Here is a 19,973-nt window from a genome sequence, read left to right on the forward strand (position 1 = left end):
TTAATCCTCCACTACCAGGCCCATGGAACGAGCAGTACCAGCAATTGAACGCATCATAGCTTCAACGTCAGCACCAGTCAGGTCCGCAGCTTTAGTTTCTGCGATTTCACGAACTTGAGCAGAAGTAATTTTACCTACTTTCTCTTTGTTCGGTTTGCCAGAACCTGATTTCACGCCCGCAGCTTTCTTCAGCAGAACTGCTGCTGGAGGAGTTTTGGTAACGAAAGTGAAAGAACGGTCAGCGTAAACTGTAATAACAACAGGAATTGGTAAACCTTTTTCTACGCTCTCAGTTTTAGCGTTGAATGCTTTACAGAATTCCATGATGTTAACACCTTGTTGACCCAGAGCTGGACCAACTGGTGGACTTGGATTAGCCATACCTGCAGAAACTTGCAGTTTGATATAGGCTTGGACTTTCTTAGCCATTAATTAATTCCTCAATTTGGGTATATCGCCCGGCTAGGGCTCCCCGATTTTACTTTGTTCTGTCTTATGACAAAACAACTCAAAACGAAAGGTGGAAAATTGTAGATAACTTTTCCACCTTTTGCAAGAAAGCAGCGTAAAAAGGTTTAACCTTTTTCAACCTGACTAAAGTCTAATTCAACTGGTGTTGCACGACCAAAGATTGATACAGAGACTTTTAAGCGGCTTTTTTCGTAATCAACTTCTTCAACAACACCATTAAAGTCAGCGAATGGACCATCGCTAACACGAACCATTTCACCTGGTTCAAACAGTGTTTTAGGACGCGGTTTATCACCAACTTGTTGTAAGCGATTCATAATCGCATCAACTTCTTTATCGCTAATTGGTGCAGGTCTGTCTGACGTTCCGCCAATGAATCCCATAACACGAGGTACATTACGTACTAAGTGCCAAGTTGCATCGTTCATGACCATTTGGACAAGAACATACCCTGGGAAAAATTTACGCTCACTTTTGCGACGTTGACCGCTACGGATCTCAACCACTTCTTCGGTTGGAACCATAACTTCGCCGAATGAGTCTTCCATTTCGTTTAATTTGATATGTTCACGCAGAGACTGTGCAACACGGCCTTCAAAGCCTGAAAATGCCTGAATGACATACCAGCGTTTTTTTGGAGAATCAGTCATGAACACCTCACAGGCCAGTAATAAATGAAACAAAACGAACCAGAATGCCATCCAGTCCCCAAAGAACTAATGACACAATAGCCGTCACCGCAGCAACAATCAGGGTTGTCTGCAATGTTTCTTGACGTGTTGGCCATACTACTTTACGCATTTCAATACGCGCTTCACGAGCAAATGCTAACGTTGCTTTACCTTGTGTTGTCCACAACGCGATCCCACCTGCTGCTACGAACAAAGCAACAACAGCTAAAGCTCGCAACGCTAGGTTAAATTCACGGTAAAGATAGTTGCCACCCACTGCTACTGCCAGCAATAAAACGGTAATGATCCACTTAGCGATATCACCACCGCGCTTGCTATCTTGAGCTCCGCTATTCGCACTCATAAATTAACCTGTCACTATGATGTAAATAAATAGCCAGCTTGCCTCGCAAGAGCAAAACAAATCAGACTAACCATAAAATCAACTATGATTGCATCTGACACAGTGTCATATCTCTATGACATTCGTATCTGCAAGATACTGGACTCGATTCGTTGTATCAGAGCCTATCTCACCAATAATTTACAACAAACTAGTGATGAGATAGGTTCTTTTTCAAACAACGCATAAAAAGGGCATCAATTGATGCCCTTTTTTAGGAAATTACGCGAGTAATTAACCTAATACTTTAGCAACAACGCCCGCACCTACTGTACGGCCACCTTCACGGATAGCGAAACGTAAACCGTCGTCCATCGCGATTGGGTGAATCAGTTCAACGATCATGTTGATGTTGTCACCTGGCATTACCATTTCTACGCCTTCTGGTAATTCGATAGTACCAGTTACGTCAGTTGTACGGAAGTAGAACTGTGGACGGTAGCCTTTGAAGAATGGAGTGTGACGACCACCTTCATCTTTGCTCAGAATATAAACTTCTGATTCGAATTTAGTGTGTGGCTTGATTGAACCTGGTTTAGCCAGAACTTGTCCACGTTCGATTTCTTCACGTTTAGTACCACGCAGAAGAACACCAACGTTCTCACCTGCACGACCTTCGTCAAGTAATTTACGGAACATTTCAACGCCAGTACAAGTTGTTTTAGTTGTTGGTTTGATACCAACGATTTCAACTTCTTCACCAACTTTGATAACACCACGCTCAACACGACCTGTTACTACTGTACCACGGCCTGAGATTGAGAATACGTCTTCGATTGGTAACAGGAATGGTTTGTCAATTGCACGCTCTGGTTCTGGGATGTATGAATCCAGTGCTTCTGCTAATTCAACAATTTTCGCTTCCCACTCAGCTTCGCCTTCCAGTGCTTTCAGCGCTGAACCACGGATTACTGGAGTGTCGTCACCTGGGAAATCGTACTGAGACAGAAGTTCACGAACTTCCATTTCTACTAATTCCAGTAACTCTTCATCATCTACCATGTCACATTTGTTCAGGAATACGATGATGTAAGGAACACCAACCTGACGACCTAACAGGATGTGCTCACGAGTTTGTGGCATTGGGCCATCAGTCGCAGCAACAACCAGGATAGCTCCGTCCATTTGCGCAGCACCTGTGATCATGTTTTTAACATAGTCGGCGTGACCTGGGCAGTCTACGTGTGCGTAGTGACGGCTTGGAGTGTCATATTCTACGTGTGAAGTAGAGATGGTGATACCACGAGCTTTTTCTTCTGGTGCGTTATCGATTTGATCGAATGCACGAGCAGAACCACCATAAGTTTTAGCTAAAACTGTAGTGATTGCAGCAGTCAGAGTTGTTTTACCGTGGTCAACGTGGCCGATAGTACCAACGTTAACGTGCGGTTTTGAACGTTCAAATTTTTCTTTAGACACGACTATATTCCTTAATATCGCTCCCTCAAATAGAGGGAGCGTAAACTAAATTGAACTCGAAAGGATCTTATTTCGCTTTACGAGCTTCGATAATAGCCTGAGCGACGTTGCTAGGCGCTTCGTTGTACTTCAAGAACTCCATAGAGTAAGAAGCACGACCCTGAGTTTGTGAACGCAGGTCAGTTGCATAACCGAACATCTCAGCCAGTGGTACTTGAGCACGGATGATCTTACCGGTAGGCAGATCGTCCATACCTTCAACCATACCACGACGACGGTTTAAGTCACCGATAACGTCGCCCATGTAATCTTCTGGCGTTTCAATCTCAACTTTCATGACTGGCTCAAGCAGAATTGGCTTAGCTTTCATGAAGCCGTCTTTAAATGCCATTGATGCGGCAATTTTAAACGCGATTTCTGAGGAGTCAACATCATGGTAAGAACCATAATGTAAACGAGCCTGAATATCCACAACAGGGTAACCTGCTAATGGACCAGATTTCAGCTGTTCTTGAATACCTTTATCAACAGCTGGGATGAATTCTTTAGGAATTACACCACCAACGATATCGTTGATAAATACGTAGTTCTCTTCACCACCTGCTGGTAATGGAGACAGGTCGATAACAACATGACCATACTGACCACGACCACCAGATTGTTTCGCGTGCTTACCTTCGATATCAGTTACTGTATCACGAATAGTTTCACGGTAAGCAACCTGTGGTTTACCTACGTTCGCTTCAACTTTAAATTCACGACGCATACGGTCAACTAACACGTCTAAGTGCAGTTCACCCATACCAGCAATGATAGTTTGACCAGTTTCTTCGTCGCTTGATACGCGGAAAGATGGATCTTCTTGAGCCAGACGGTTCAGAGCGATACCCATTTTTTCTTGGTCAACTTTAGTCTTAGGTTCGATAGCAACAGAGATTACTGGCTCTGGGAATTCCATACGTTCTAAGATGATTGGTGCATCAATCGCACACAGAGTATCACCAGTAGTTACGTCTTTCAGACCGATAGCAGCAGCGATGTCGCCCGCACGAACTTCTTTAATTTCTTCACGCTTATTAGCATGCATCTGAACAATACGGCCAAAACGTTCTTTTTTGTCTTTAACCGGGTTCAGAACTGTGTCACCTGAGTTAATCACACCAGAGTACACACGGAAGAATGTTAAGTTACCAACAAATGGGTCAGTTGCGATTTTGAATGCCAGAGATGAGAATGGCTCTTCGTCGCTTGAATGACGTTCTGCTGGAGTATCTTTACCATCTGGTAAAATACCCTTGATTGCAGGTACATCTGTTGGTGCTGGCAGGTATTCAATTACCGCATCCAGCATTGCCTGAACACCTTTGTTCTTAAATGCAGAACCACAGGTAACCAGGATAATTTCGTTATCTAGAACGCGTTTACGCAGAGCAGCTTTAATTTCTGCTTCTGTTAGTTCTTCACCGCCCAGATATTTGTCCATCAGGTCTTCTGATGCTTCAGCAGCAGATTCAACCAGGTTGTTGTGCCATTCTTCAGCTAAATCTTGCAGATTTGCAGGAATGTCTTCGTATTCGAAAGTAACACCTTGGTCTTCTTCATTCCAACGGATTGCTTTCATTTTAATTAAGTCAACAACACCGGTGAAATCTTCTTCAGCGCCTACTGGGATTTGCAGTGGAACTGGGTTTGCTGCCAGACGTGTTTTGATTTGTTCAACAACACGCAGGAAGTTTGCACCCATACGGTCCATTTTGTTAACGAACGCGATACGTGGTACATGATATTTGTTAGCCTGGCGCCATACTGTTTCTGACTGAGGCTGAACACCACCAACTGCACAGTAAACCATAACCGCGCCATCAAGAACACGCATAGAACGTTCTACTTCGATTGTGAAGTCAACGTGACCTGGGGTGTCGATGATGTTTACACGGTGAGGCTCGAACTGTTTAGCCATACCAGACCAGAATGCAGTAGTTGCTGCGGATGTGATAGTAATACCACGTTCCTGCTCCTGCTCCATCCAGTCCATTGTTGCTGAACCTTCGTGAGTTTCACCAATTTTATGGTTTACACCGGTATAAAACAGAATACGTTCACTTGTAGTGGTTTTACCGGCATCGATGTGCGCACTGATACCGATATTACGGTAGCGTGCTATGGGGGTTTGACGAGCCATTTTTTCCTCTCTCGTGGGCGTTCAATTCAGGTAAAGGACAGCAGAGCTGTCCTGAAAAGAGTTGCAATACTCCGTGGATTACCAACGGTAGTGTGCGAACGCCTTGTTTGCATCTGCCATACGGTGAACGTCTTCACGTTTCTTAACAGCAGCGCCTTTGTTTTCAGCCGCATCAGATAATTCATTTGCCAGGCGAAGAGCCATGGATTTATCACCGCGTTTACGAGCAGCTTCAACAATCCAACGCATTGCTAATGCATTACGACGAACTGGGCGTACTTCAACTGGAACTTGGTAAGTTGAACCACCAACACGGCGGGATTTAACTTCCACAGTAGGACGTACGTTATCTAATGCGATTTCGAACGCTTCCAGTTCAGTTTTGCCTGAACGCTGAGCCAGGGTCTCAAGCGCATTATATACGATAGACTCTGCAGTAGATTTTTTACCGTCTACCATCAGAATGTTTACAAATTTAGCCAGCAGTTCTGATCCGAACTTAGGATCTGGCAGAATTTTACGTTGACCAATTACACGACGACGTGGCATGGAAATACTCCGTTTAAAATTCAGGGTTGTCCAAAACTCAATGAGTTTATTTTGACATTATTTGTGAAAAAATGTTTGGCCTTACTTAACGGAGAACCATTAAGCCTTTGGCTTCTTCACACCGTACTTAGAACGAGCTTGTTTACGGTCTTTAACACCAGAACAGTCCAGCGCGCCGCGAACAGTGTGGTAACGCACACCTGGTAAGTCTTTAACACGACCACCACGGATTAAGATTACGGAGTGCTCCTGCAAGTTGTGGCCTTCACCACCGATGTAGGAAGAAACTTCGAAACCGTTAGTCAAACGCACACGGCATACTTTACGCAGTGCTGAGTTTGGTTTTTTTGGAGTGGTAGTATATACACGAGTACATACGCCACGTTTTTGCGGGCAAGCTTCCAGAGCTGGAACGTTGCTTTTAACAACTTTCGAGCTACGAGATTTGCGTACCAGCTGATTAATAGTTGCCATTTAAAAAAAGCTCCTGGTTTTTGCTTCGTAAACACGGATTTGAACTCTGTCTTGTCAACAAGACAAAACATGAGGACGCAGAATTTTATTGCTGACGGGCTCATGTGTCAAGAATTATACAGCAATTCTACGCTCCCCAATGAATTTGTTGGGGGTGTTTTACCGTTAAATCGACAAAATCACTATAATTGATGAGTTTAATATGATGAGATACTTGATGTTTTAAGCCTCTTGCCAAAACATCATCAATTAATGCGTAAACTGAAATTTGCTGTTGAAGACAATGTTTTAATAAGGGATTGTCTTCAAGGACTGCCAGTACACCATCTTGTATTAACAAAACATCATCTTCTTTTGTCAATAAAGATAAAAAAGCCTCTAAATCACTTTGATAAATAGAGACAGAATAAGTATACAACATAACCGTTCAACCTTCCTGACTAACTTCTGTATTAAAAGCGCAATACCACATCATATTCACTCAATTTTTGAGTAATATCTTGTTGGGATATCACCTGTGCATCCAATACAAAAGAAGTTTGAGAGGATAATCCACGATGAGCTATGTCTTTCTGTGATATATAGACGTTTGTCACATCATACAAGGGTAGCACTTTAAATGTTGCAGCATGATGACGTGACAAAACCCCTTCAGGTTGTTGATTTTCAACGAGTTGAAACACACCATCAGAGATAAAAAAAACACCAATATCTTCTGTTAATGCCGAGGTTGCGAGTAATGCATCTAAACCTTCTCGCCCTGCACTATTACCATGAGGTGCTTGAGTAAAAAGGAATGCGATCGAATTCATTTTCTTCATTAAAATTGCACCACACGGGAACAGGTCAACATCGCTTGAGCCAGTGAACCCAAACCACTTAACTCAAATTCGGGCGCCATGTTATAGCTATCCATTTCCTGCTCTTTGGCCTGCTGCTCATCGATAATTCCTCTACGTAATGCGGCAGCAACACAAACATGCAAGGGGATTTGATGTTTTTTCGCCAAGGTAACCCACGCTTTAGGAAGATCAAATTCATCATTTGCAGGCGATACCAATTTATTAGCGTTCACAACACCTTCCCGATAGAAGAAGATTTGTGCAATCTGATGCCCTTTTTCAATAAGGGCATTTGCGAATAAATAGGCACTTGAAGCTTGTTCAGTTCCGTAATGAGGCCCCGTAACCACTAAACAATATGTCAAGGAACTCATAATGTTGCCTTATTCTCCGTTTTTAAACTGGCGAATATAGAGATACACAGTATGTTTTGAGATATTTAAGCGGTCTGCAACCTGATTAATAGCATCTTTAATATCAAAAATACCTTTCTCATAAAGGCTTAACACAACTTGTTTATTCTTAGCATTATTCGCAACTTCACGATCATTATTTACTTCTTCAATCGTGAACTCTAACGTTTGAGCCACTAAATCATCAACAGATGAGGCAAAGTTAACATCAGATGCAACGTCATGTGTTTCTTCAGGAATAAAGGTTTTGATTATTTCAGAGAATGGAACATCAAGGTTCATATTAATACACAATAAACCAATGACACGACGTTCACGATTACGAATGGCAATCGTGATTGACTTCATCAATGCACCACTTTTTGCTCTGGTAAAATAAGCCTTTGAAAAACTTGAATCTTCATCTGTGATGTCATGTAACATTTGTAATGCCAAATCGGTAATTGGAGAACCAATCTTACGACCAGTATGTTCTCCATTCGCGATTTTAACCGCTGAACATTTCAAATCTTCCAGAGAGTGCAATACAATTTCGCAATGATTGCCGATGAGCATTGCCAAACCATCCACGGCAGCTTCATAGGACTTTAGTATTTCGTGATCAGTTTGAGTAAAAGGTCGGCTATCTAATTTTTCAAACTCGCTGCTGTCACCATTAAATAACGGGCTAGACATTTGATTATATAATCCTTAAAGGCTTTAATTATGATAATGACTTGAGGTTCTATTTTTTATAACGATTCGTCATTGCGGATCAATTCAATATTAAAAAAATTTAAATATAAAAACAGAATTAAGAACGATCCTGACGTTAGATCGCCAGAAGATCTACGTCAAGTGACTTAGAATAATAGCTTTGTGATAGGTCACAGCTTTTTTCATTTTTCTTTATATTTTGTACTCATTTCCAGCTTTTATTGTTGCAAACTTCCCTTTTTAGGTGTGGTTATAATAAGAATTGACACTATTGAATAGATTACCTATATTCCAAGTCATTGTTATTTTAACGAGTGATTAATCCTATGAATTTACTGATGATATGCCAATCTCAGCAAACTTCATCAATAATAGGATTAATTTCTGTTGCTTCTATACCTATTGAGATCCTCGCTTCACCGCCTCCGCCAGTGAAAGTGGTTGTAGTCAATACAACGGTTGTTGTTGCAACTCACGTTGCTTAATTAATTCGCTAATAATCATTAAAAATAATCAAGCTCTCTTATTGCTTGTTTTACAGGTATATCATCATGTACTTAGGTCAATATTGGGCAAAATTCGGCCCGACGACATTATTCGTTTTATTATGGAGCAGTGGTGCTATTTTTTCTCGCTGGGGATTAGATAATGGTAGCTCATTTGCTATTTTAACTTGGCGCTTTATTATCGCTTTAGCATTTCTCTCTTTTTTGTGTATTCAACGCCATCGCTTTTTGCCCCCAAAAGGAAGTCGTTTAAAAACGGCATGGGTCGGCTTATTGATTATTGGTGGTTATTCCATCTGTTATCTTTTAGCACTCGCTAATAGCATTACACCAGGAATGTTAGCCACAATTATGGGCGTTCAGCCGATTATTACACTATGGATAATAGAACGTAATTTTACCGCGACACGGCTATTAGGGCTTTTAATCGCCTTGGCAGGATTAGTGTTAGTGGTTGCTCAAAGCCTATTTAATACAGCCCTTTCATTAACGGGAATGATTTACGCGTTAGTTGCACTACTTTGTATGAGCTTCGGTGCAATCTCACAGAAAAAATTGCAATTAGCGCCAATGGATGCTCTACCGCTACAATATGTTGTTAGCCTTATGTTGTGCTTGTTATTTGTGCCATTCCAGCCTTTTCACGCCTCATTCGACATTGGCTTTGTCATTCCTGTACTTTGGCTTGCTGTTATTATTTCTGTTGTTGCTCAATTACTGCTATACCGCTTACTCACAGCAGGTAATTTAGTTAACGTCACGAGCTTATTTTATTTAGTACCTGGCGTGACAGCATTAATGGATTACATCTTCTTAGGTAATAAAATGTCTTGGCTAAGTTTAGCGGGAATGGGTGCAATCATTGTGGGCTTATTGTTTGTTTTTAAAAAGCCCAAAGCCATTATTGTAGAAGAGGCGATAGACTAACACTATGTTCACTATGCGTTAATAAATGATGAGCTCGACATTAGAAATAAAAATGCTGACATTGACGTCAGCATTTTTTTAGTGATATTTAGAGATAAGTGAATTACTTATCGCTTTCAACACTCAGTAATTCAACTTCAAAGACTAATGTTGAGTTAGCTGGAATACCACTTGTCGCACGTTGTCCGTAGCCTAATTCTGGTGGAATAACTAACTTGATTTTACCGCCTTCTTTGATGTACTTCATACCTTCAGTCCAGCCAGGAATAACGCTTTTCAGGCTAATTGTCAGAGGTTCGTTACGATCATAAGAGCTATCAAATTGTTTACCATCAATCAGCATGCCTTTGTAGTTTACAGTAACGCGATCAGCATCTGTTGGTGTCTTACCTTTACCAGGATTTTCAACTAAATACAGTAAACCTGATTTGGTTTTTACCACACCTTTTTCCGCTGCAAACTCTGTACGGAATTTATCACCCGCAGTTTTATTCTCAGTCGCTTCTTTTTCCATTTTTGCTGTTGCAGCAGTACGGACTTGATCTTCAAAAGCAGCTAACGTTAATTCAATTTCAGAGTCTGATAATTTTGATTTACTATTAAATGCATCCTGAACACCTGCTAACAGTTGTTTAGAATCTAAAGTAATACCAATATTTTTTTGTTCTTGTAATGCAGCTTCCATATAGCGACCCATCGACGCGCCTAACGCATAGGCATTTTGCTCATTTTGAGTTTTAAATGCGCTATTTAGTGTTGGCACTTTAGCTACTGCTGTTTCTTCAGCGAATGCATGAGGTGCACTGAATGCGAAAGCTAAACTGGTTGCCAGCAACGTCGTTTTTAATAAAGATTTCATCCCATTCTCCAGTATATGTTAGTGAGTCGCTACGTTTTGCAAACGATCATCATAGATCTTCGCCAAAACATTTTGCATCACTTCTTGCTGTCGTTGCGGTATATACTCATCCGCGGGTAGCAATTTTATATGAATTTAAAAAATTTGCCGACACTCTTAACAGTTAATGTTAGGATTTTTGTCAGCACAGAGTGCTATCACATTAGCAAAATAGTCTTTTATCTCAAACCAGATTTATGTCTTCCTGTGTATATATCAGTAAATAAGATTAAATTTCGCGAGTTTGTTAATCATATTCGTCGTAATAGGACTTTTTAAAGGAGGAAAAACACAATGGATATTAAGGAAGTAGAGCGATTGCTCATTCAATTAGAAAGCAAAGTTGCTTTCCAAGACGCGACTATTGAAGAATTAAATCAGGTGGTCACACAGCAGCAAATTGAAATCAGCCGCTTTAAAGAAGCCTTAAAAATTGTTTCTGAGCGCCTAAAAAATTCTCAAACCTCAATACTTGCTAGACCCGAGGATGAAACGCCCCCACCTCACTATTAAGTCGCCATTCGCTGTTAATATCAAAAATGTGACTAGTCCTGATATAGGTTGACAACTTTTCAGGCATAAAACGCTCGATGTACTTCATCGGGCGTTTTATAGTTTAACGATAAGTGTGGCCGTTTTTCATTATAGAGTTGGATTGATTCTTCTACTAATTTTCTTGCTTGTTCCAGATTACTCGGTTTTATCAGTAGATACTCCATTTTTAATATTCCATTAATTCGTTCTGCTAAGGCATTTTGATAACAATCATACCCATCAGTCATAGAGCATTGAATATTATGCTCTTTATGTATCTCCTGATATTCTGAAGAACAATACTGTATTCCTCGATCTGAATGATGGATTAACGAAGTTGTCGAAGTCCGTTTTTTTAACGCCTGAACCAACGATTTCTTCACTGAACTTGTTTTCATATTGTTATCTAAATGATATCCCACGATTTTTCGTGAATACGCATCCGTAATTAAACTTAAATAAGTATCACCTTCATGCGTCGATAAATAGGTAATATCTGCTACCCAAAGCTGTTCTGGTTGTGTGGGGATAAACCCTGACTTAATTAAATTTGGATGCCGATAAAAACGATGATGGCTTAAGGTTGTTCGATGATAAGCCCGTTTATTAGGCACCAGTAACTGATGTTCCTTCAATAAAGAAAATAGCCGATCACGACCAATAACCATCTGTTTTTGCTTTAAAATAAAATGTAATTTACGCCCACCCAGTCGAGGTTGTAAGACTCGTTCAGATTTAACAGCATCAATGATGGCCGAATCGGCTTTCTTTCGTTCCTCAGTTCTATCCAGTCTCTTGTAATAAGCCTGTCGGCTGATCTGCATAAAACGGCAAGCAATTGTTACGGTGAGGTTTTTAACCGTTTTTTCTTTAATAACTCGGCTTTGCGCTTTTTTGACAAACGAACTCCAAAGTCTCTATCCATGACTTTAACCACTGCTTCGAAGAAATCGGATTTAAGCCGAGCCTCTTCAAGTTCCTTTTCAAGGATCTTAATGCGTTGTTCCGGCGTTTGTTGTTCAGAAGATTGGGTCATAGCTGAACCTCTATAAAAAGTATCAGGGGTACCGTTTGACCAATCTAACCTACCATGCTTACGAAGCCAAACTAAAACAGTAGAGCATCCTTGTATACCATAGCGATCTTGGGCTTGTTTATAGGTTATTTCGCCTTTTTCAACTTGGTCAACAAGCTGTAATTTAAAAGCGAGAGAATAATCGCGTTGAGTTCGTTTAGTGATTGGTTTCATTACACTCTCCAATTTCAGATTGGAAAAGTGTCAACCTTATTCAGGACGGGTCAATGAAAACAAAAAAGGAGCGCTTAAACGCTCCTTTTGATCTTTTCAAAAAAAGATTAGTGCTGGCAACCACAACCGCCATTGCCGTGGCCGTGACCACCGTGACCATGACCGCCGCCACCGCAGCATCCACCTTCTTCACCGTGTGAATGACCATGACCATGACCGTGACCGCCGCCACAGCATCCGCCTTCTTCACCGTGACCGTGGCCACCACAACATTCGTGCTCTTCTTCTTCACCGTGTACGTGACCGTGAGCTAATTCTTCTTCAGTCGCTTCACGAATTGCAACGATTTCAACATGAAACTTCAGGTTTTGACCTGCTAACATGTGGTTACCATCAACGATAACTTCGTCACCTTCAATACCTGTGATTTCTACTGGTACTGGACCTTGATCGGTATCAGCAAGAAAACGCATACCAACTTCTAACTCATCAACACCCACAAAAACATCTTTCGGTACGCGTTGAACTAAGTTTTCGTCGTATTGACCATATGCATCATCAGAAGCAACTTCTACGTCGAATTTTTCACCGACTTCGCGACCTGTTAATGCATTTTCTAAACCACTGATTAAAGAACCACGGCCATGCAGATAGTCTAACGGTGCGCTCACCGTGGACTCATCAACTAAAACACCGTCTTCTGATCTTACTTGATAAGCCAGACTAACTACCAAGTCGTTTGCTACTTTCATGACATCTCCTACATACCCGTGGGCAAAATTTTCCCGATTGTAACGAAAAATAAATCTTCTGTATCGGGTTATATCAAAAAACCTACAATTATTGTGGTGTAAAGATCCCAATGACTTGTTCATTTTCACGAACAAGTGAGTTAACTTCACCCTCTGTTTGCCGTTGCTGGTGGCCACATTTTGCACATTCCACAATATCTACTTTATCTTCACGCCACATTTTGAGTGTATCTTGAGCTTTACAGTGTGGACACACGGCTCCTGCGATAAAGCGTTTACGGGTTGCAGACATGGGGTCAGTTCTCCTATTTATCAATAGATTTTTTTTCTTTATGTATTTGAGGAATGTCTTCTGTTAAAGATTCATCCCAAATATCAGGCTGATGGTGCTCTTGACGAATTTCTTCACTAAAGAGCTCCTCAAGTTCTCGTCTCGCTTCTTTCACTCGTGAAACGTTAGAGACTTCTTCAGGAGATTCATCCACCAGCTTTCTCAATAAGTTAATATCCAGACGACGGAAATGCTGTTGTGCCCGATAAGCTTGATGAGGATGCATGCCTAATTCAATTAACGTTTTACGTCCTAATTCTAAGGCGCTAGAAAATGTTTCACGGCTAAAATCTGTCACACCTGCTTTGAGCAACTCATGAGCTTCAACACGCCCTCTTGCCCTTGCAATAATATGCAAATTAGGAAAATGGTGTTGGCAAAGATGAACGATTTCCATCGTAGCTTCAGGCTCATTGCAGGTGATAACAATAGTTTTAGCATGCTCAGCACCAGCTGCGCGCAATAGATTGAGATCGGTTGCATCACCGTAATAAACTTTATAGCCATATTTACGCATGGTGCTTATGCTTCCGACATCATGCTCTAATACCGTGACATTAATCTTATTCGCCATTAATAAGCGCCCTACAACCTGCCCCATTCGACCAAATCCAACAAGAATGACCTCTGGGTGGTTATTTTCAACAAAGGGCTGTTCGTCCGTTTTAGCTTCATTATAACGACGAGCAAACACAGCGTCTGTCATTTGCATCACAAGAGGTGTTGTCATCATAGAAAGTGTGACAACAACCAACAATAACGCCATTTGCTGACTATCTAATACGCCCATTGCCATAGATGTTGAGAAAACAACAAACGCAAATTCCCCACCTTGGCTTAACACCGCTGAGAATTGTAAACGCGTGGAAAAGCGCAATCTAGCTAACCAAGCAATACTATAAAGTATCAACGCTTTCACAATAACCAGAACTAAGACGCCCAATAATACTTGTGGAAGATAACGCCATAAAATGCCGATATCTAAAGACATACCAACAGAGATAAAAAAGAGTCCTAAAAGTAGACCTTTAAAAGGTTCAATGGAGATCTCTAATTCATGTCGATATTCTGAATCTGCCAATAACACTCCCGCGATAAAGGTTCCCATAGCCATTGAAAAGCCTAGGGTTTCCATAAAAATAGCAGCACCCAATACCACAAGTAGCGCAGCAGCTGTAAAAACTTCTCTTACTCCTGATTTCACAACTAAGCGTAAGAGTGGACGTAATAAATAACGACCACAAATCAGTAAACCAGCAAAAGCGGCCACTTTCACGCCAATACGATACCAATCACTGCTTGCCGTTTCTCCGGCTAACAAAGGAATAACGGCAAGGATAGGAATAACCGCCATATCTTGGAAAAGTAAAACAGCAAAACCTAATTGCCCGCCTTCATTATGGTTCATTCCTTTCTCGTTCATAAGTTGCAATGCCATCGCAGTAGAAGACATCGCAATACCTAATCCACCAATAACGGCTGCCTGCCACGAGAAAGAAGTGAAAACGAGAATGAGTCCTGAAAAAATAGAGGCGGTTAATACCACCTGCATTGAACCAACACCAAAAATGGCACGCCTCAATTCCCATAATTTGGCTGGATTTAATTCCAAACCAATAAGGAACATTAAAAAGACCACACCTAATTCAGCAAAATGTAAGATGTTATCGACATCTTTAAACAGCCCTAAACCCCAAGGACCAATGGCAATACCAGCAATTAAATAACCGAGTACCGCACCAATTTTAAGGCGCTGTGCAATAGGCACCATAACCACGGCCGCACACAGGAAAAAGAGCACAGCTTTAATCATCCAATTATCTTCCATTAAGCTTGCTCCCCTTCAAGTGGCGCACTTAACCAATGGCGATAAGCTTCACTGATATGAGTCAGTGTTGTTTTAGATTGTTGTCTTGCTGAATACACAATCATTGGTGATAACCAGCGCATACCACACATTTCTGCCATTAATTCAAAGGGGCGTAATAATTCTGTGAGTGTGTAGTGATTTTTCCCATCATGTTGATAAGCCTGCTCAGGCTCTCCCGTTGTAATAACACAACGAAATGACTTACCCTTTAATTGTGCTCTACCTGCTTTGTTAGCAAATGGACGAGTTAGCACTCTATCTTGCCACTCTTTTAATAACGCAGGGCAACTATATGTTTGCAATGGAAATTGAAAAACGATCACTTGATGTTTACACAGCAAAGATTGTTCATGGTGTATATCAATAAAAAAATCAGGATAAATAGCATATAAATCATGGATAGTTATATTCTCTAAATCCCTCACCGCATTTAATAACGCTTTATTGGCGATTGATTGGCGCGGTTCGGGATGAACATACACCAGTAATACATTTGATGCGTTTGACATCATTCCTCCTTACAAAACGTGTCAGAAACCATTTTTTCCGTTACCATGCACGCATTGTGACCAACAGTTACGAACAACTTACTCTATATATTAATTTACATACTCTTAATAGACGATATTTATGATTGTTTTTTCTTCTTTGCAAATTCGCCGTGGTGTCAGAGTGTTACTGGACAATGCCAGTGCAACCATTAATCCAGGGCAAAAAATTGGTCTAGTCGGTAAAAATGGCTGTGGCAAAACCACATTACTTTCTTTATTGAAAGGTGAACTTCAAGCTGAAGCAGGCAATGTCACCTATCCTAGTACATGGTCAATGGCATGGGTTAACCAAGAAACACCTGCACTTGATGTACCTGCTATTGATTATGTTATTGATGGTGATAGAGAATACCGTCAGTTAGAACAACGATTACAAAAAGCTAACGAAATAAACGATGGTCACGCTATTGCACTGATACATGGGCAATTAGATGCAATTAATGCATGGACAATACAATCTCGTGCAGCGACCTTACTGAATGGTTTAGGTTTTAGCCAACAGCAACTTAATGAACCTGTAAAATCATTTTCAGGTGGCTGGAGAATGCGTTTAAACTTAGCACAAGCGCTGATTTGTCGATCTGATTTACTACTACTCGATGAACCCACCAACCACTTAGATTTAGATGCTGTAATTTGGCTAGAAAAATGGCTAAAAAGCTACACAGGCACACTTATTTTAATTTCCCATGACCGTGATTTTCTTGATCCGATCGTGGATAAAATCTTGCATATTGAGCAAGAAAGAATCTTTGAATATTCAGGTAACTACTCTTCATTTGAAATGCAGCGTGCAACCAAACTCGCGCAACAACAAGCTTTGTTTGAGAATCAACAAGCCAAAATTGCACACTTACAGAGTTTTATAGATAGATTTAAAGCGAAAGCGACAAAAGCAAAACAAGCTCAAAGCCGTGTAAAAATGCTTGAACGAATGGAACGTGTTGCTCCTGCACATTCAGATAACCCATTCCAATTTAGTTTCCGCCAACCTGAAAGCTTACCTAATCCTCTTTTATCAATGGAGAAAGTCAGCGCGGGCTATGGTGAAAAAGTTATTCTTAATGACATCAAACTCAATTTAGTTCCCGGCTCACGTATTGGATTATTAGGGCGCAATGGTGCAGGTAAATCGACACTGATAAAATTACTTGCAGGCGAAATTCAACCGTTACAGGGGAAATTGGCTCTTTCTAAAGGTATTAAACTTGGTTATTTTGCCCAGCATCAATTGGAGTTTTTACGCTCTGATGAATCGGCACTACAGCATTTAACTCGTTTGGCGCCCAAAGAAACTGAACAAAAACTACGTGATTACTTGGGCGGTTTCGGTTTTCATGGCGATAAAGTCACGGATGCTTGTGGTCAATTTTCTGGAGGTGAAAAGGCACGTTTAGTCTTATCACTTTTAGTTTGGCAACGTCCTAACTTGCTATTAATGGATGAACCAACAAACCACCTTGATTTAGATATGCGCCAAGCACTAACCCAAGCTCTAATTAGCTTTGAAGGGGCAATTGTTGTTGTATCGCATGATAGGCATTTATTACGCTCTACCACTGACGATCTCTATCTTGTACACGATGGTCAAGTTGAGCCATTTGATGGTGATCTTGATGATTACCAACAATGGTTAGTTGATCAAAATCGTCAAGAGACACAGGCAAATAAAAGCCAACAAGATAACGACAACACTACGACAACCACCAATTTAAGTGCTCAAGATAAAAAAGAGCAAAAACGTAAAGAAGCTGAGTTTAGACAACAAACCCAGCCTTTACGCAAGAAACTCACAACATTAGAAAGCAAGATGGATAAATTAAGCCAAGAGCTTAGTGATATCGAAACTGCTCTTTCTGATAGTGGTATTTATGATACTAGCCGTAAAAATGAGCTTTCTGATTGCTTAAGCCGACAAGGTGTTGCGAAATCTGCACTAGAAGAAGTGGAAATGGAGTGGATGGAGTTACAAGAAACACTGGAAGAAATGACAAACACATTTGAAGCCCAGTAATACAACCCGATTCATTAAAAAAGGAACTATTTTAAGCGAAATAGTTCCTTTCTTTTTGCCCTTCAATTCATTCTGAAAATTTATACAATTCATTTCACTTACGGTATTTATATCATTTTACAATAGCACGATTTACACAAAACATAATCTCACTCTATCTAAAAATAACCCAATAAAAATAATCATCTAACGTTTATTTTCTACCTGTTTATATTAAGTAAGGGAAATAAATTCTTTCACGCTAAAGTTTTTAACATTCCAGCCGAATTAATCATTCTGCTAAGTGGACCTCCCACTTACCAACGAAAAGGCAAAGCTAATAGGTAGGGTTATGTTAAAACGAATTAAAATCTCTCAAGGTTTAATGTGTGTCCTGACTCTGTTTTGTATTATTCAGATCATTTCTGGAGTACAAAGCATTCACGATGCCTACCAGACTCAAAATACTCTTAAAAGAATTTCATACAGTTTCGATCAACTACGTACCATGGATAATACCTATGCGGAGTTGAATACATTACGTACTGATATTATTGCACAAGCATTTAGTTATATTTCAAACCCTCAAGCCGAGGATGCGAACATCACTGCATTTATGCAAACTATGCCTGCGCGTAAAGCGCAAGTTGATGCATTGATGAATGAATATGTTGAGCTATCTGCGCAAACAGGTTTCGATCAGCAGCGTATGGCGCAAATCAAACAGCTCTATCAAAAAAGCCGAGCTGATCTTGATTTACTGGCGCAGTATTTAAGTGAACGTAACACTAACGCGGTTCGTTTAATTTTAAAAAGCCCAGCAAACACTAACTTCACGAATTCCCTGTATGAAGCCACAGACTTTATTACCGATGAAGTTGTTAACCCTTCAGTCATTGAAGCAGAAGATAATTACCACAGCATGTTGTGGGTAGCATCACTCTTTATGGGTATCTTCCTCATCTTTACCACCTTAGTTCTTATTTGGATCCGCAAATACATTATTATGCGCATTAACCAAATGATCACCTATCAAGAAGCGATTGCTAAAGGTGATTTAGTCAGTCGCATTGATAGCGATATTTCAGGTAAGACTGAAATCGATCAGCTCATGCTTGGCTTACAGCAAATGCGTGCTCAATTAAAAGAGATGGTAAGCTCTATTCGCAATACGAGTGCAACTATTTACACTGGCGTACAAGAGATTGCTGCGGGTAATAATGACTTATCAAGCCGAACTGAAGAGCAAGCCAGCGCATTAGAAGAAACGGCATCCAGCATGGAGCAAATGACTGCAACTATTCGTAATAATACGGAAAGCGCTCGTGAAGTAACAGAACTCGTTATGAGCACTGCTGATATTGCCGTGCAAGGCGGTGAGCATAGTAATAAGATGGTTATGACAATGACCGACATTGCCGATCGCTCACAAAAAATTGGTGAAATCACTGCGGTTATTGATGATATTGCTTTCCAAACCAATATATTAGCCCTTAACGCTGCTGTTGAAGCGGCAAGAGCGGGCGAACAAGGTCGTGGTTTCTCTGTTGTTGCCAGTGAAGTTCGCAACTTAGCACAGCGTAGTGCAGAAGCGGCGAAAGAGATCAAAGAGCTTATTGAATCGACAATATTACGTGTTAGACAAGGTAATGATCTCGTCGAACAAGTTAGTTTATCAATGGGTGAGATTGTTACATCTGTTAATCATGTCTCGGGTTCGATGAAGGAAATTTTATCTGCATCAGAAGAGCAAACCCGTGGTATTGCACAAATCAGCCTTGCTGTTAATGAGATGGATAAAGCAACTCAGCAAAATGCGGCGATGGTTGAACAATCAACGGCTGCTTCTGCCACATTAAGTGAACAAGCAAGTATGTTGGATACGATTGTGAATACATTTAAAGTTGAACATGAAAAAATCGCACCAGCTAAAGCTAAATTACCCGCATTTTCAGCTAAGTCACAAGACACTGAAACACTTAAAACACCAACAATCAAAACCAATAATCATGAAATAGACGATAATTGGGAAAGCTTTTAATTATCTCTCTCACGTAACATCGTAAGAAAGAGCGGTGTAGAAAATAGTCCAGAACATATAACAAAACCTCTCCCTACCATACTCCCAGTAATTTTTCTGGGAGTATTTCTGATCCCACCGCACATAAACACAAAAAAACAGATCGTTTTTTATACGAAACAAAATGGTTTTTTTAGAAACATTAAGAGTATTTATGAAAGC

The 19,973-nt window shown here is 40.6% G+C and carries 22 protein-coding genes; 5 read left to right on the forward strand and 17 right to left on the reverse strand.

What is annotated here, in order from left to right; translation table 11 throughout:
• The 11 genes from rplK to F1325_RS17435 form a co-directional block, all read right to left on the reverse strand.
• Window positions 1-429 carry a 50S ribosomal protein L11 gene (gene rplK, locus F1325_RS17385; RefSeq protein ID WP_006534703.1) on the reverse strand — a complete coding sequence of 143 codons (429 nt, stop codon included), beginning with the start codon at window positions 427-429 and terminating at the stop codon, window positions 1-3.
• 146 nt (window positions 430-575) lie between these two features.
• Window positions 576-1,121, reverse strand: coding sequence for a transcription termination/antitermination protein NusG (nusG, locus tag F1325_RS17390; RefSeq protein WP_004246900.1), 546 nt, complete (start codon window positions 1,119-1,121; stop codon window positions 576-578).
• A 7-nt stretch (window positions 1,122-1,128) separates the two neighbouring features.
• The gene (secE, locus tag F1325_RS17395; RefSeq protein WP_023583091.1) at window positions 1,129-1,506 is read right to left on the reverse strand and encodes a preprotein translocase subunit SecE; all 378 of its coding nucleotides are present in this window, start codon (window positions 1,504-1,506) and stop codon (window positions 1,129-1,131) included.
• Window positions 1,507-1,779: 273 nt separating this feature from the next.
• Entirely contained in the window at window positions 1,780-2,964 is a 1,185-nt protein-coding gene (gene tuf, locus F1325_RS17400; protein WP_160229880.1) for an elongation factor Tu, read from the reverse strand.
• A 67-nt stretch (window positions 2,965-3,031) separates the two neighbouring features.
• On the reverse strand, window positions 3,032-5,146 hold the full coding sequence (gene fusA / locus F1325_RS17405; protein WP_109374255.1) for an elongation factor G: 2,115 nt from the start codon (window positions 5,144-5,146) through the stop codon (window positions 3,032-3,034).
• 78 nt (window positions 5,147-5,224) lie between these two features.
• The gene (rpsG, locus tag F1325_RS17410; protein WP_004246897.1) at window positions 5,225-5,695 is read right to left on the reverse strand and encodes a 30S ribosomal protein S7; all 471 of its coding nucleotides are present in this window, start codon (window positions 5,693-5,695) and stop codon (window positions 5,225-5,227) included.
• 99 nt (window positions 5,696-5,794) lie between these two features.
• A complete protein-coding gene (gene rpsL / locus F1325_RS17415) occupies window positions 5,795-6,169 on the reverse strand; it encodes a 30S ribosomal protein S12 (protein ID WP_004236497.1) in 375 nt (124 codons plus the stop codon).
• A 127-nt stretch (window positions 6,170-6,296) separates the two neighbouring features.
• Window positions 6,297-6,590, reverse strand: coding sequence for a sulfurtransferase complex subunit TusB (gene tusB, locus F1325_RS17420; RefSeq protein WP_160230765.1), 294 nt, complete (start codon window positions 6,588-6,590; stop codon window positions 6,297-6,299).
• Window positions 6,591-6,621: 31 nt separating this feature from the next.
• A complete protein-coding gene (gene tusC, locus F1325_RS17425; protein ID WP_109374253.1) occupies window positions 6,622-6,990 on the reverse strand; it encodes a sulfurtransferase complex subunit TusC in 369 nt (122 codons plus the stop codon).
• Entirely contained in the window at window positions 6,990-7,385 is a 396-nt protein-coding gene (gene tusD / locus F1325_RS17430) for a sulfurtransferase complex subunit TusD (RefSeq protein WP_109374252.1), read from the reverse strand. Before tusD ends, tusC begins: the two co-directional genes overlap by 1 nt.
• Window positions 7,386-7,394: 9 nt before the next feature.
• Window positions 7,395-8,099 (reverse strand): helix-turn-helix transcriptional regulator, encoded by a 705-nt coding sequence (locus F1325_RS17435; protein ID WP_109374251.1) that lies wholly within the window; start codon window positions 8,097-8,099, stop codon window positions 7,395-7,397.
• A gap of 347 nt (window positions 8,100-8,446) precedes the next feature.
• Between F1325_RS17435 and F1325_RS17440 the strand changes: the two genes are divergently transcribed.
• Together F1325_RS17440 and F1325_RS17445 are read left to right on the forward strand one after the other, a co-directional pair.
• Window positions 8,447-8,605 (forward strand): hypothetical protein, encoded by a 159-nt coding sequence (locus F1325_RS17440; protein WP_160230766.1) that lies wholly within the window; start codon window positions 8,447-8,449, stop codon window positions 8,603-8,605.
• Between the two features lie 66 nt (window positions 8,606-8,671).
• Window positions 8,672-9,553 (forward strand): DMT family transporter, encoded by an 882-nt coding sequence (locus F1325_RS17445; protein ID WP_109374250.1) that lies wholly within the window; start codon window positions 8,672-8,674, stop codon window positions 9,551-9,553.
• A 103-nt stretch (window positions 9,554-9,656) separates the two neighbouring features.
• On the opposite strand, the gene fkpA is transcribed toward F1325_RS17445, so the two are convergent.
• The gene (gene fkpA, locus F1325_RS17450) at window positions 9,657-10,412 is read right to left on the reverse strand and encodes an FKBP-type peptidyl-prolyl cis-trans isomerase (RefSeq protein WP_109374249.1); all 756 of its coding nucleotides are present in this window, start codon (window positions 10,410-10,412) and stop codon (window positions 9,657-9,659) included.
• Between the two features lie 333 nt (window positions 10,413-10,745).
• Here fkpA and F1325_RS17455 point away from each other — a divergent pair, with 333 nt between their 5' ends.
• Complete coding sequence (locus F1325_RS17455; RefSeq protein WP_023583298.1) at window positions 10,746-10,964, forward strand: SlyX family protein; 219 nt, start codon at window positions 10,746-10,748, stop codon at window positions 10,962-10,964.
• Between the two features lie 59 nt (window positions 10,965-11,023).
• Here the strand turns inward: F1325_RS17455 and F1325_RS17460 are convergent.
• The 5 genes from F1325_RS17460 to kefG form a co-directional block, all read right to left on the reverse strand.
• Window positions 11,024-12,234 (reverse strand): IS3 family transposase gene (locus F1325_RS17460; RefSeq protein ID WP_160229872.1). Its coding sequence is split into 2 segments (ribosomal slippage): window positions 11,024-11,892 and window positions 11,892-12,234, totalling 1,212 coding nucleotides; the frame shifts between segments, so codons are not numbered across the junction.
• A 107-nt stretch (window positions 12,235-12,341) separates the two neighbouring features.
• On the reverse strand, window positions 12,342-12,986 hold the full coding sequence (gene slyD, locus F1325_RS17465) for a peptidylprolyl isomerase (RefSeq protein ID WP_098941721.1): 645 nt from the start codon (window positions 12,984-12,986) through the stop codon (window positions 12,342-12,344).
• A gap of 88 nt (window positions 12,987-13,074) precedes the next feature.
• On the reverse strand, window positions 13,075-13,278 hold the full coding sequence (locus F1325_RS17470) for a YheV family putative zinc ribbon protein (protein WP_109374248.1): 204 nt from the start codon (window positions 13,276-13,278) through the stop codon (window positions 13,075-13,077).
• A 13-nt stretch (window positions 13,279-13,291) separates the two neighbouring features.
• Complete coding sequence (gene kefB, locus F1325_RS17475) at window positions 13,292-15,145, reverse strand: glutathione-regulated potassium-efflux system protein KefB (protein WP_100159728.1); 1,854 nt, start codon at window positions 15,143-15,145, stop codon at window positions 13,292-13,294.
• Complete coding sequence (kefG, locus tag F1325_RS17480) at window positions 15,145-15,696, reverse strand: glutathione-regulated potassium-efflux system ancillary protein KefG (RefSeq protein ID WP_109374247.1); 552 nt, start codon at window positions 15,694-15,696, stop codon at window positions 15,145-15,147. Before kefG ends, kefB begins: the two co-directional genes overlap by 1 nt.
• A 121-nt stretch (window positions 15,697-15,817) precedes the next feature.
• On the opposite strand from kefG, the gene F1325_RS17485 reads away from it, so the two are divergent.
• On the forward strand, window positions 15,818-17,752 hold the full coding sequence (locus F1325_RS17485; RefSeq protein WP_160230767.1) for an ABC transporter ATP-binding protein: 1,935 nt from the start codon (window positions 15,818-15,820) through the stop codon (window positions 17,750-17,752).
• A 331-nt stretch (window positions 17,753-18,083) separates the two neighbouring features.
• A complete protein-coding gene (locus F1325_RS17490) occupies window positions 18,084-19,772 on the forward strand; it encodes a methyl-accepting chemotaxis protein (protein WP_109374245.1) in 1,689 nt (562 codons plus the stop codon).
• The last annotated feature ends 201 nt before the right edge of the window (window positions 19,773-19,973 follow it).

Source organism: Proteus columbae (assembly GCF_009914335.1).
GTDB lineage: Bacteria > Pseudomonadota > Gammaproteobacteria > Enterobacterales > Enterobacteriaceae > Proteus.